Source organism: Salmonella sp. SAL04213, assembly GCF_046550535.1.
In the GTDB taxonomy this organism is placed as follows: domain Bacteria; phylum Pseudomonadota; class Gammaproteobacteria; order Enterobacterales; family Enterobacteriaceae; genus Salmonella; species Salmonella enterica.
Genome location: NZ_JBGDXS010000002.1, coordinates 674025 through 686937, shown reverse-complemented (window position 1 = coordinate 686937; position 12913 = coordinate 674025). Strand labels below are relative to the sequence as shown.

The 12913-nt window shown below is 51.2% G+C and carries 14 protein-coding genes; 12 read left to right on the top strand and 2 right to left on the bottom strand.

What is annotated here, in order from left to right; translation table 11 throughout:
* The first annotated feature begins 203 nt into the window (after positions 1–203).
* The 8 genes from ACLJPQ_RS08215 to aac(6') all read left to right on the top strand — a co-directional run bounded on the left by ACLJPQ_RS08215 (position 204) and on the right by aac(6') (position 6201).
* Positions 204–1322, top strand: coding sequence for a M42 family metallopeptidase (locus tag ACLJPQ_RS08215; protein WP_080184719.1), 1119 nt, complete (start codon positions 204–206; stop codon positions 1320–1322).
* Entirely contained in the window at positions 1319–1600 is a 282-nt protein-coding gene (gene sgcB / locus ACLJPQ_RS08210) for a PTS sugar transporter subunit IIB SgcB (protein WP_000976132.1), read from the top strand. Before ACLJPQ_RS08215 ends, sgcB begins: the two co-directional genes overlap by 4 nt.
* Before the next feature lie 10 nt (positions 1601–1610).
* Complete coding sequence (gene sgcC, locus ACLJPQ_RS08205) at positions 1611–2924, top strand: PTS sugar transporter subunit IIC SgcC (protein WP_000460835.1); 1314 nt, start codon at positions 1611–1613, stop codon at positions 2922–2924.
* A 13-nt stretch (positions 2925–2937) separates the two neighbouring features.
* On the top strand, positions 2938–3744 hold the full coding sequence (gene sgcQ / locus ACLJPQ_RS08200) for a BtpA family protein SgcQ (RefSeq protein ID WP_080184720.1): 807 nt from the start codon (positions 2938–2940) through the stop codon (positions 3742–3744).
* 131 nt (positions 3745–3875) lie between these two features.
* Positions 3876–4313 (top strand): SgcA family PTS sugar transporter subunit IIA, encoded by a 438-nt coding sequence (sgcA, locus tag ACLJPQ_RS08195; protein ID WP_000606458.1) that lies wholly within the window; start codon positions 3876–3878, stop codon positions 4311–4313.
* Between the two features lie 11 nt (positions 4314–4324).
* A complete protein-coding gene (locus tag ACLJPQ_RS08190) occupies positions 4325–4957 on the top strand; it encodes a ribulose-phosphate 3 epimerase family protein (protein ID WP_023195772.1) in 633 nt (210 codons plus the stop codon).
* A gap of 15 nt (positions 4958–4972) precedes the next feature.
* The gene (locus ACLJPQ_RS08185; RefSeq protein WP_001670738.1) at positions 4973–5764 is read left to right on the top strand and encodes a DeoR/GlpR family DNA-binding transcription regulator; all 792 of its coding nucleotides are present in this window, start codon (positions 4973–4975) and stop codon (positions 5762–5764) included.
* On the top strand, positions 5764–6201 hold the full coding sequence (gene aac(6') / locus ACLJPQ_RS08180; RefSeq protein WP_000354851.1) for a cryptic aminoglycoside N-acetyltransferase AAC(6')-Iy/Iaa: 438 nt from the start codon (positions 5764–5766) through the stop codon (positions 6199–6201). The genes ACLJPQ_RS08185 and aac(6') overlap by 1 nt, the downstream gene beginning before the upstream one ends.
* Positions 6202–6341: 140 nt before the next feature.
* On the opposite strand, the gene ACLJPQ_RS08175 is transcribed toward aac(6'), so the two are convergent.
* Positions 6342–7595: a D-galactonate dehydratase gene (locus ACLJPQ_RS08175; RefSeq protein ID WP_000067285.1), complete on the bottom strand. Its 1254-nt coding sequence runs from the start codon at positions 7593–7595 to the stop codon at positions 6342–6344.
* A gap of 338 nt (positions 7596–7933) precedes the next feature.
* Between ACLJPQ_RS08175 and ACLJPQ_RS08170 the strand changes: the two genes are divergently transcribed.
* From ACLJPQ_RS08170 to ACLJPQ_RS08155, 4 genes are all read left to right on the top strand, one after another.
* Positions 7934–8701, top strand: coding sequence for an SDR family oxidoreductase (locus tag ACLJPQ_RS08170; RefSeq protein ID WP_052932078.1), 768 nt, complete (start codon positions 7934–7936; stop codon positions 8699–8701).
* A gap of 83 nt (positions 8702–8784) precedes the next feature.
* Positions 8785–10146, top strand: a complete 1362-nt coding sequence (locus tag ACLJPQ_RS08165; RefSeq protein WP_000648129.1) for an MFS transporter — start codon at positions 8785–8787, stop codon at positions 10144–10146.
* Positions 10115–11206, top strand: a complete 1092-nt coding sequence (gene idnD / locus ACLJPQ_RS08160) for an L-idonate 5-dehydrogenase (RefSeq protein WP_049868002.1) — start codon at positions 10115–10117, stop codon at positions 11204–11206. The genes ACLJPQ_RS08165 and idnD overlap by 32 nt, the downstream gene beginning before the upstream one ends.
* A gap of 90 nt (positions 11207–11296) precedes the next feature.
* A complete protein-coding gene (locus tag ACLJPQ_RS08155) occupies positions 11297–12016 on the top strand; it encodes a FadR/GntR family transcriptional regulator (RefSeq protein WP_000023780.1) in 720 nt (239 codons plus the stop codon).
* A 177-nt stretch (positions 12017–12193) separates the two neighbouring features.
* Here ACLJPQ_RS08155 and ACLJPQ_RS08150 read toward each other — a convergent pair whose 3' ends face one another.
* Positions 12194–12769 carry a YceI family protein gene (locus tag ACLJPQ_RS08150; protein ID WP_001024319.1) on the bottom strand — a complete coding sequence of 192 codons (576 nt, stop codon included), beginning with the start codon at positions 12767–12769 and terminating at the stop codon, positions 12194–12196.
* Positions 12770–12913: the final 144 nt, after the last annotated feature.

Sequence of the window (12913 nt, the reverse complement as noted above, 5' to 3'; positions counted from 1 at the left end):
TTCGTTGTTGGTCGTAATCACATAAATAGCCTGGTTTACCGATAACCCGCAGGTGATATGAGCGTTTTTATTGTATCGCCATCACATTATTTTTTATTGGCCATATTTAGCGTATTTCCGCGTGACACATTTCACACTTATCCAACCATTCTCCGCCTATAAAACGCTCAACGACTGATTGTTTTATCACCACGGAGACGCCAATGACCTTTTCTGTGCAGGAAACGCTTTTTTCTTTACTGCGGCTAAACGGGATTTCAGGACATGAAAGCAGTATTGCAAACGTTATGCAGTACGCGTTTGAACAGCAGGCCAAAGACGTCTGGCGGGATCGCTTAGGCAATGTCGTCGCCCGTTATGGCAGCGATAAATCTGACGCGCTTCGCCTGATGATTTTTGCGCATATGGATGAAGTGGGTTTTATGGTACGCAAGATCGAACCCTCCGGTTTTTTACGTTTTGAACGCGTGGGCGGCCCGGCGCAAATTACTATGCCCGGTTCGATTGTGACGCTTGCCGGGCGCTCAGGCGATATCATGGGCTGTATCGGTATTAAAGCATATCACTTCGCGAAGGGTGACGAGCGCACCCAGCCACCCGCTCTCGATAAACTCTGGATTGATATCGGCGCAAAAGATAAAGCGGATGCCGAACGAATGGGTATTCAGGTGGGAACGCCAGTAACCCTTTACAACCCGCCGCACTGTCTGGGCAACGACCTGGTATGCAGTAAGGCGCTGGATGACAGGCTGGGGTGTACGGCGCTACTGGGCGTCGCCGAGGCTCTCGCCTCCACACCGCTCGATATCGCGGTATTCCTGGTCGCGTCGGTGCAGGAAGAGTTCAATATTCGCGGCATTATTCCCGTTTTACGACGCGTGCGCCCCGACCTGGCGATTGGTATTGATATCACCCCATCCTGCGACACGCCTGACCTGCAGGATTACTCAGATGTGCGGGTCAACCACGGCGTCGGCATCACCTGTCTGAACTATCACGGACGCGGTACGTTGGCGGGACTGATTACGCCGCCGCGTTTGCTGCGGATGCTGGAGACCACCGCGCACGAAAATAATATTCCCGTACAGCGAGAAGTCGCGCCAGGCGTCATCACCGAAACCGGCTACATTCAGGTTGAACTGGACGGTATTCCCTGTGCCAGTCTTTCTATTCCCTGCCGCTATACCCACTCGCCAGCCGAAGTCGCCAGCCTGCGCGACCTGGCTGATTGTATCCGTTTACTGACTGCGCTGGCCAATATGTCGCCAGAACAGTTTCCCATTGAGCCTGAAACAGGCGCTACACAAGAGGCACGACCATGATGAAAAAGATCCTTGTGGCATGTGGTACCGGCATGTCGACATCAACCATGATTGCACAAAAACTGCAGGACTTTCTCGCGGAGCAAGGCATTGCGGCAACCACGGCGCAATGTTGTCTGAATGAGATCCCGTTGAACTGTAACGGTATGGATCTCATCGTAACGTCCATGCGTACGCACAGTGACTATGGCATCCCGACGCTCAACGGCGCCGCCCTGCTGACAGGCATCAACGACGACGCATTAAAACAAGAAATCAAGGCGCTGTTAACACAATAAAGGGGGCATTATGTTTGATTACATCCTGTCTCTCGGCGGCACCGTTTTTGTGCCCATCATTATGATTATCATCGGCTTAATCTTTCGTATTCCCTGGCTGCAGGCAGTGAAAGCCGGGGTGACGGTCGGCATCGGTTTTGTCGGCATGGGGTTGGTGATCGTCATGGCGATCGACAGTCTCAGTCCGCCGATTAAAGTGATGATTGAGCGTTTTGGCCTGACGCTGCATGTGTTTGACGTCGGTGCCGGGCCCGCATCCGGCGTCGGCTATGCGACGGCCATCGGCGCGATGATCATTCCCGTTATCTTTCTGCTCAACGTCGGTATGCTGGTGACTCGTCTGACCAAAACCATGAACGTTGATATTTATAACTACTGGCACTACGCCATTACCGGAACGGTCGTCCAGTTGATGACCGGCAGTCTGATTTATGGCGTACTGGGCGCGATTTGCCACGCCGCCTTGTCGTTGAAAATGGCCGACTGGACGGCGAAACGGGTACAGAACATTGTGGGTCTGGAAGGGATTTCTATTCCGCAAGGGTATGGCTCCAGTTCCGTGCCGTTGTTCGTATTGCTGGATGCAATATACGAAAAAATACCGTTTATGAAAGGACGCAATATTGATGCTCAGGAGATCCAAAAACGGTATGGGATGGTTGGCGACCCGGTGATCATTGGCGTTGTTCTCGGGCTGATCTTCGGACTTGCCGCAGGCGAAGGCTTTAAAGGGTGCGCAACCTTAATGATTACCGTGGCGGCGATTATGGTGCTGTTTCCGCGCATGATTCGCCTTATCGTTGAGGGATTAATGCCCATTTCCGACGGCGCGCGTAAGTTCTTCCAGAAACACTTTAAAGGGCGCGAAGTCTTTATCGGTCTGGATACCGCAGTGACGTTAGGCCACCCGACCACCATCGCGGTTGGACTGCTGTTAATTCCCATCATGTTAATTCTGGCGAGCATACTGCCGGGCAATAAAGTCCTGCCGCTGGCTGATTTACCGGTCGCGCCATTTTTTATCTGCATGGCCACGGTTATTCATCGCGGCGATCTGATTCGTACTCTGCTCAGCGGCATCATTGTCATGATTACCGTTTTGCTGATCGCCACCCAGTTCGCGCCGTACTTTACCGATATGGCGCTCAAAGGCGGCTTTAGCTTCGCCGCTGAAAACGCGCAAATTACCGCGCTGTCGGTGGGAAATATGTTTGGCTGGTCAATATCTGAATTGATGTCGCTGGGCATGATTGGTGTGGTTATTGTGGTCGGCATTGTCGCCAGCATCATACTTGTCTTACGTAAACGTGAACTACCGGAATAAGGAGCAACCCAGAATGAGTTGGCTAAAAGAGGTAATAGGAACAGAAAAAGCCGTTATCGCCATGTGCCATTTACGGGCGTTGCCGGGCGATCCCGGGTTCGATACCAGGAAAGGCATGAACTGGGTAATTGACCGCGCCCATGACGATTTAATGGCGCTACAAAATGGCGGCGTGGATGCGGTGATGTTCTCCAACGAATTTAGTCTGCCTTATTTAACGAAAGTCAGACCGGAAACGACCACCGCGATGGCAAGAATCATCGGTCAGTTAATGAGTGAAATTCGCGTACCGTTTGGGGTAAACGTGTTGTGGGACCCTGTGGCCTCGTTTGATTTGGCAATGGCGACCGACGCAAAATTTATTCGCGAAATTTTCACCGGCGTTTACGCCAGCGATTTTGGCGTCTGGGATACGAATGTCGGCGAAACCATTCGCCATCAGCATCGCATCGGCGCAGGCCACGTGAAAACGCTGTTTAACATCGTGCCGGAAGCGGCGGTGTATCTGGGAAACCGGGATGTCTGTTCAATTGCGAAATCGACCGTATTTAACAATAACCCCGATGCCCTGTGCGTCTCGGGGCTGACGGCGGGCGCCCGCACGGATAGCGCCATACTGAAGCGGGTAAAAGAGACCGTTCCCGACACGGTCGTGCTGGCGAATACCGGGGTGTGTCTGGAAAACGTCGAGGAGCAGCTCTGTATTGCCGACGGATGCGTAACGGCAACCACGTTTAAAAAAGACGGCGTCTTCGCCAACTTTGTTGACCAGGCGCGCGTGGCGAAGTTTATGGAGAAAGTACGCCATATCCGACAATAAAATGGGGATAAGCAAAACGCTTATCCCCTGCAGAGAGCGATAACTCTTCTGCCGATCTCCGTCGCCTTCGCCAAAAGACACGCCGGGGATCGGTTTCAGAGTAACCCGAACCGGCAAGGAGTCAACGATCGATGATTAATGATGTTAAGTGGGTTCAGGCGCAACGCCATGCCAGCGACTGGCGACACGCGCTGGATATCGCCGTTCGTCCGCTGATTACCTTCGGCGCGGCGGCCCCCTGCTACCTGGACGGTATTATTGAGAACACCCTTAAATGGGGGCCATATTATCTTATCGCGCCGGGGATTGCGCTGCCTCATGCCAGACCGGAGCAAGGCGCTAACCATAATCAAATCAGCGTCACTACGCTATCAACGCCAGTCGCTTTCGGTAATGCGGATTGCGATCCCATCTGGCTGTTGCTTTGCGCCAGCGCCACGGATGCCGAAGCACATATTCGCACCATTCAACGCATCAGCCAGTGGCTCGACTCGCCGGAAAGCGTCGCGATGCTGCAAGATGCGCCAAATGACGCCGCGCTTTTCGCGCAATTAACCGCATTGCGCTGATGGAGGTTTCGATGATCCTGCACCCTTCACTGGCCTCCGCCGATCCGCTGCGCTATGCCGAGGCGTTGACCGCTTTACACGATGCGCCCCTCGGCTCGCTGCATCTGGATATCGAAGATACCAGTTTCATCAACAATATTACCTTCGGTATGAAAACCATTCAGGCAGTCGCACAATACACTCGCCATCCGCTCTCATTTCACCTGATGGTCTCATCACCGCAACGCTGGCTACCCTGGCTTGCAGCTATCCGCCCCGGCTGGATTTTCATTCATGCCGAAAGCGTGCAAAACCCCTCGGAGATTCTGGCGGATATTCGCGCTATCGGGGCGAAAGCAGGACTGGCGCTTAACCCGGCAACACCGCTATTGCCCTATCGTTATCTGGCATTGCAACTGGATGCGCTGATGATCATGACCAGCGAACCCGACGGACGCGGACAGCAATTTATCGCCGCGATGTGTGAAAAAGTGAGCCAGAGCAGAGAGCATTTCCCTGCTGCGGAATGCTGGGCGGACGGCGGTATTACACTTCGCGCCGCACGGCTGCTTGCCGCCGCAGGCGCACAGCATCTGGTGATTGGCCGGGCGTTGTTCACGACGGCGAACTATGATGTGACGTTGTCACAATTTACCGCGCTATAAAGGAGTCATATGCTGATGAGCCAACAGCGCCCCGACCGTATCAAACAGATGTTGCATTACCTTTGGCAACACAGGCACCTCTCAACACAACAAGCTATTGAGCTTTTTGGCTATGCAGAGGCAACCGTGCGCCGGGATTTTCACTATATTGCCAGCCGTTATCCCGGTATGGTTCGCGGCCATGGTTGTATTGACTTCGACGACAGTACGGAAGATAAAGAATATGTTTTCGACGTCAAGCGAACGTTACAAAGTGAGGCGAAACGCGAAATCGCCGCCCTCGCCCGCACGTTCATCAAGGATGGAGACTGCTTTTTTCTCGACTCCGGCTCCACCTGTCTGGAACTGGCAAAATGTCTGGTCGACGCCAAAGTAAAAGTCATTTGCAATGACATCAAAATCGCTAATGAACTGGGTGGCTTCCCACACGTAGAGAGTTACATTATCGGCGGACTGATTCGCCCCGGTTACTTTTCGGTGGGCGAGAGTCTGGCGCTGGAGATGATTAACGCCTTTGCCGTTGAACGCGCCTTTATCTCCTGCGATGCGCTGTCGATTGAAACGGGCATCACCAACGCTACCATGTTTGAAGTGGGCGTTAAAACGCGCATTATTCAGCGCTCACGCGAGGTCATATTGATGGCCGATCACTCAAAGTTTGATACTGTAGAACCCCATGCGGTGGCGACGCTGTCCTGTATTACTACCATTCTTAGCGACAGTGCGCTCCCGTCTGCTATCGCCCGACGTTATCAGCAGGCGGGATGCCGTCTCATCATGTCAGACCCCTCATCAGGAGCGCGTTAATGGACATCAGGCAAATGAACAAAACCCATCTGGAGCACTGGCGCGGATTGCGAAAACAGCTCTGGCCTGGTCACCCGGACGACGCCCATCTGGCGGACGGCGAAGAAATTCTGCAAGCCGATCATCTGGCATCATTTATTGCGATGGCAGACGGGGTGGCGATTGGCTTTGCGGATGCCTCAATCCGCCACGATTATGTCAATGGCTGTGACAGTTCGCCCGTGGCTTTCCTTGAAGGTATTTTTGTTCTCCCCTCATTCCGTCAACGCGGCGTAGCGAAACAATTGATTGCAGCGGTGCAACGATGGGGAACGAATAAAGGGTGTCGGGAAATGGCCTCTGATACCACGCCGGAAAATACAATTTCCCAGAAAGTTCACCAGGCGTTAGGATTTGAGGAAACAGAGCGCGTCATTTTCTACCGGAAGCGTTGTTGAGGGAAATATTCAGGCTCCTTATAGAGAAGTGGTCACTGATTAAAAAGCAGCCTCAATATACAATAATTCCTGTTTCTAAAACGGAGTCCATCAGGACGTCGGGAATAAGACCCGGCAGATGCAAGCCGGGCCTTCATTGCTTACGGTCTTGAGGCCGTACCGTCTGGTGTGCGCGCCATTGTCCAGGATGGGATTCCCCCCTCGCACGGATATTTCGCCGCTTTGGCTTCATCAATGTCAATACCCAGACCCGGCTTATCGTTCAGATAGGCATAACCGTGGTCAATCTCAGGGCAGCCCGGGAAGACATCACGCAGCGCGTCGTTCATTGGCGTGTATTCCTGAATGCCAAAGTTCGGTGAACTCAAATCCAAATGCATATTGGCGCAAACCCCGACTGGAGAAATGTCGCCCGGCCCGTGCCATGCGGTGCGCACACCGTTCAGTTCGCTGTAGACAGCAAGTTTCTTTGCCGGCGTAATGCCGCCGATGGTACTCACGTGGCAGCGAATGTAGTCGATGAGCCTGTTGTCGATGAGCGGCTTCCACTCATTCACATTCACAAACAGCTCACCCATGGATATCGGAGTGGAAGACTGCTGGCGCAGCATTTTCAGCCAGTCGATGTTTTCCGGTGCCACCGGATCCTCAAGATAAAATAGTTGATACTGTTCAAGCGTTTTGGCCAGATTAATGGCAGTCACCGGGGTCACGCGCTCATGTACATCATGAATAAATTCGATACCAAAACCGAGCTTGTTACGCAGGTGGTCGAACAGACGCGGAACGCTTTTGGCGTAGGCGTCCGGGTCAAAGTAGATGCCGGGCGTTTTGCTGCGCGGTGAACGTTTCGGCTGAATGTTCTTCGCACGTGCCAGCTGTGTGGCGATCAGTTTAAGGTCATCGGTCCCCGCACCGCCATACATTCCCATCTGGCAGCGAACGTACTGATAACCCTCTTCCATTCTGGCTCGGATGTTATCTTCCACTTCAACTTCATCACCACCATCGGTGTGGCAGTACAGTGGGATCCCATCACGACATTTGCCGCCCAGCAGATCATAAACCGGCATCCCCGCTAGCTTACCTTTGATATCCCACAGTGCCATGTCCACGCCGGACAATGCATTGTTCATGATCGGGCCATTGCGCCAGTAGCCGCTCACCACGCCTGACTGCCAGATGTCCTCAATACGGGTCGGATCTTTGCCAACCAGAAAAGGCGCCATGTACTCATCGATCGCGCTTTTTACCGCGAAGATACGCTGGGTAAATGTCGCGCATCCTAGCCCATACAGCCCTGGCTCGTTGGTTTCTATCTTAACGACTGCCAAATCAATGCCGCCCGGCGCCGTCAGAATCGTTTTCACGTTGGTAATTTTCAGGTTACTCACTTTCACTCCTTAACTCAGCGAATTTACCGCATGTCATACCGTTGTGGATGATACAACGGATATATGTAAGTTGTCCTACAACTTTATGCTGTTATATCACGCTTCTTTTACAGCGGATCGCTGCGAGTGCCATTCTGTGACAGCGATCAAAACTGCGTTAAATTCAAATCAAATATATACATATAATTCAATTAATTAATATTAATTACGCGATCGCTATGTGGAGCTGTTTGTGATCCTTGTTGCAAATTCATGGGTGAACTGTTGATTTTATCAGGGCGAAAATTCAACCTAAAAAAGGATAGTCGTCATACAAATTAAACAAGTGAGGAAACAACATGACCGCTTTATTTGATTTAACCGGGAAAACGGCGCTGGTAACGGGTTCTGCACGAGGACTGGGCTTTGCCTACGCAGAGGGTCTTGCCGCTGCGGGTGCACGGGTTATGCTGAATGATATTCGCGCCACGCTGTTGGCCGAATCAGTGGATACGCTGACCAGAAAAGGCTACGACGCGCATGGCGTGGCTTTTGACGTCACCGATGAACTGGCGATTGAGGCAGCTTTTAGCAAACTTGATGCAGAAGGGATCCATGTTGATATCCTGATCAATAACGCCGGTATTCAGTACCGCAAACCAATGGTCGAGCTGGAGCTGGAAAACTGGCAGAAGGTGATCGACACTAACCTGACCAGCGCATTTTTAGTCTCCCGCTCGGCGGCAAAACGGATGATCGCCCGCAACAGCGGCGGTAAAATTATTAATATCGGCTCGCTTACCAGCCAGGCGGCCCGCCCGACTGTTGCCCCGTACACGGCAGCAAAAGGCGGCATCAAAATGCTCACCTGCTCGATGGCTGCTGAATGGGCGCAGTTTAATATCCAGACCAACGCCATTGGACCTGGCTACATTCTGACCGACATGAACACCGCGCTTATTGAAGACAAGCAGTTCGATAGCTGGGTGAAAAGCAGCACCCCTTCTCAACGTTGGGGTCGTCCGGAAGAGCTCATCGGCACCGCCATCTTCTTATCATCCAGAGCATCAGATTATATCAACGGGCAGATTATTTACGTCGATGGTGGCTGGCTCGCAGTTTTATAAGTCGCCCGCACTCTACCTACTCGCCTTTAAAATTGATGGCATGTGTTTACCCCGATGCATGCCGATATAACACAGGTATTATTATGAAGGCTTCAAGACAACGACTCTTTATTCTCACATTGCTGTTTATTGTGACTGCAATTAATTATATGGATCGCGCCAATCTTGCCGTTGCTGGTTCGAATATCCAGAATGATTTCAGTCTGACGCCAACACAACTGGGTTTGCTTTTCTCCATGTTTACCTGGGCCTACGCTGCCAGTCAAATTCCTGTCGGCTATGTTCTTGATCGCATTGGCTCACGTATTCTTTATGGTGGTGCGATTATTCTGTGGAGTATTTTTACCTTTATGATGGGGTTCGCCTCACACCATTTATTCGCGACGGCAACCGCTTCATTTGCAATGCTTCTGGCCTGCCGCGCATTAATTGGTGTTGCCGAAGCGCCATCCTTCCCGTCTAACACAAAAATAATTGCCACCTGGTTCCCGGACCATGAACGTGCCCGTGCGACCGCGATTTATTCCAGTGCACAATATATCGGTCTCGCGCTGCTGACGCCTGCCCTCGCCTTTATTGTGGCTAACTACGGTTGGGAAATGTCGTTTTATCTGTCCGGTGGCGCCGGGATTCTGTTTGGCATCTACTGGCTTATGTATTACCGCGATCCACAGCACAGCACTGCTGTGAACCAGGCCGAACTGGATTATATCAAAGCAGGCGGCGGCTATGGCTCGGAGAACCAATCCTCCGTGAGTGCAAAAATCAGCTGGCAAAATATTAAATTCTTCCTCAGCAAAAAAACGATTTGGGGTTTGTTCATCACCCAGTTTGCCTGCTCGTCTACGCTCTATTTTTTCCTGACCTGGTTTATTGTTTACCTGGAAAAAGGACTGCATCTCTCTATTTCCAAAGCCGGGATAGGCGCCATGCTGCCCTATATTATGGCGATGCTTGGGGTGCTCTGTGGCGGTACGCTAAGCGACATGCTGCTGAAAAAAGGAAAATCCCGAACGCTGGCACGAAAATTACCCGTTATGGCTGGCCTGTGCGTCACCATGATTATTGGCCTGGTCAATTTCTTTGAAAACCAGCCGGTTATTGCGATTGTCATTCTGTCTGTTGCGTTCTTTGCCAACGCCTTTTCAAACCTGGGCTGGGTGGTCTGGAGCGATGTAATTCCCCGTAATTTTCTCGGGACTATGGGTGGCTTTTTAAATATTTGCGGCAACCTTTCGGGGATCGTTAGCCCAATTGTTATTGGGGTTATTCTCCAGCGCACGCAAAACTTCCAGTATGCCATGTGGTATATCGCAGGCGTCGCCGGACTGGGCTTATTAGCCTACATATTCCTGGTGGGTAAAATTGAAGTGATCCTGCCTGAAAAAAAGAATGCCGACACTGTGGATAAGAATGCCATTAACCCGGCAACTGCCAACAAATAATGAGGTCATTATCAAAATGGAAAAAATAACCTGTAACGCTTGTCTGGCCCATGCGGAAAAAGACGTACGCTTTGAATCACGTGAAATCGAGCACAGTGAACATGACGTCGTCGTGAAGGTCGCCTGCGGCGGCATCTGTGGCTCTGATATTCACTACTATCAGCATGGCCGCGCGGGGATGTCTGTCCTCAAGCATCCGATGGTGATTGGCCATGAGTTTGTTGGCGTGATCAGCAAAGTGCCAGCAGGCAGCGACCTGGAAGTGGGCCAGACGGTTGCGGTGAACCCGTCCAGCCCCTGCAATCAGTGCGAGATGTGCCTTTCCGGCCATCAAAATCTGTGCGGCTCCATGCGCTTTATGGGCAGCGCGCAGTTCAATCCGCATGTGAATGGCGGTTTTTCTGAATACGTGGTGGTAAAACCGGAGCAATGCATTCCTTATGACAGGCGCGTGCCCGCAAACGTAATGGCCTTTTCGGAACCGCTAGCGGTCGCCATTCATGCAGTAAAAAAGGCGGGCCAGTTGACCGGCAAACGCGTACTGGTGATTGGCGCAGGCCCCATTGGTTGTCTGATCCTCGCGGCGGCACGCAGTGCCGGAGCATCTGAACTGGTGGCATCCGATCTCAGCCCACGCTGTCTGGAACTGGCACGCCAGATGGGGGCCACAGCGGTGATGGATCCGCGCGATGAAGAACAGGTTGCCCATTATCTGCAGCATAAAGGCTACTTTGATGTCGTGTTTGAGGCCTCTGGCGCGCCGATTGCCGTGGCATCCAGCGTCGACTTCACCCGCCCTGCCGGCACTATCGTTCAGGTGGGGATGGGCGCCAGCCCGGTAAGCTGGCCGGTGTCAACGATGCTGGTTAAAGAACTCAACTGGGTCGGCTCATTCCGTTTTATCGGTGAGTTCATCACCGCGGTACGCTGGCTGGAAGATGGGCGTGTCGATCCTCGCCCGCTTATCAGCGCCGAGTTCCCGCCCCAGCAAATTGAAGACGCGCTGATTACCGCCACAGACAAAAATGTCTCTGCTAAGGTACTCATTCGTTTCGATTAACGGTGAAAAGCGCCCGGCCGGGCGCTTTGTTCTTAAAAGAGAATTGTTATATAATAAAGCACTTCGGCGACATCTTAACGGATACCCATCTTGAGCATAAAATCCATTCAAAAACAGAATGTTGTAAATGAAATTTATGATCAGATAAGCAGCAAACTGCTGGACGGCAGTTGGGCGCCGGGTAGCCGTTTGCCCTCAGAAGCGGAACTGACCACCTCATTTAACGTCAGCCGGGTCAGCGTTCGCAGCGCAGTACAGCGTTTTCGTGACCTGGGGATTGTAGTGACGCGTCAGGGCAGCGGCAGCTACGTGAGCGAAAATTTCACCCCGCAGATGTTGAGTAACGATCCCCGCCCAATCATGCACCTTAGCCGCGAAGAGTTTCACGATATGATGATTTTTCGTCAGACCGTGGAGTTCAAATGCGTGGAGCTCGCCGTCACACACGCCACCGATGATGACATTCGCCAGCTCGAGGAAGCATTGAACAACATGCTGATCCACAAAGGTGATTATAAAAAATACTCGGAAGCGGACTACGAGTTCCATCTGGCGATTGTCAGGGCATCGCACAACAGCGTGTTCTACAACGTGATGAGCTCGATTAAAGACATCTATTACTACTATCTTGAAGAGCTTAACCGTGCGCTGGGTATTACCCTTGAAAGTGTGGAAGCCCATATCAAGGTCTACATGTCGATAAAGAATCGCGATGCCAGCACGGCCGTCGAAGTGCTCAATGAAGCGATGTCAGGCAATATTATTGCGATCGAAAAAATCAAATCTACAGAGACATCAGGGACAAAATAACCGTTGGTTACAAGCTCAAGTAGTAGGACAATTTAACATATCTGAATCCGAAATAGTTGCCATCAACTATTTAGTGACATAGTCCCACTTTAAAATCGTGGCAGTGCGGCCTGAAATCAGCGAAGCTTCAAATAGCCAAGCACCCTTAACATACAATAATTTTCATCATTATTCCCTTTATTGCTTAACCGCTTCTGCCTGGATTTTTATATCGACAACTTTCGTCATCCCCATATCGACCAGATAATCTACACCCCACTGGGTGCGATCTATTTGCGTGACAAAATCACCACCGCAAACCTGCGCCTTGAATATCGGGCTCATATAACAGCCAAACTTGGTGGTGGTTAAGGTGACGGGCTTAGTTACTCCCTTCATTGTTAACAAACCGTCAATAGAAACTGGTTTATTATCTTCAAAATGCCATTTTGTCGATTTAAATACTATTTCTGGATATTTTTCCGCATCCAGAATATCGCTACTGCGAATATGGTTATCAAACGCATCCACCCCGGTATTTAAGGCGCTCACGGGAATCGTCACACGCATCTCTGCGACTTGCTTTTCCGGCTGATATTTCAGTTCGCCGCTAATAGCATAAAACCCGCCATGATTGGTTGAGGTCTGGAAATGATCGATATTAAATACCGCATTGGTATGCGTATTATCAAATTTATATACATCTGCATGAGCAGCACTTAATAAACCCAGAGACAGGACAGCACCAAGAAAACTCTTTTTCATTATATTCACTTTATATCTTAAATAAGGTGAAGCTATCTTAATGTCCCCTGTCCGCAGGATCGAGAGGGATAAACAGGAAGGACTGTTGCAAAAATAGAACGATGAAAAGGCCGTGTCACAAAAACAGCGGATCACGAATGGGTTTATGTCAGG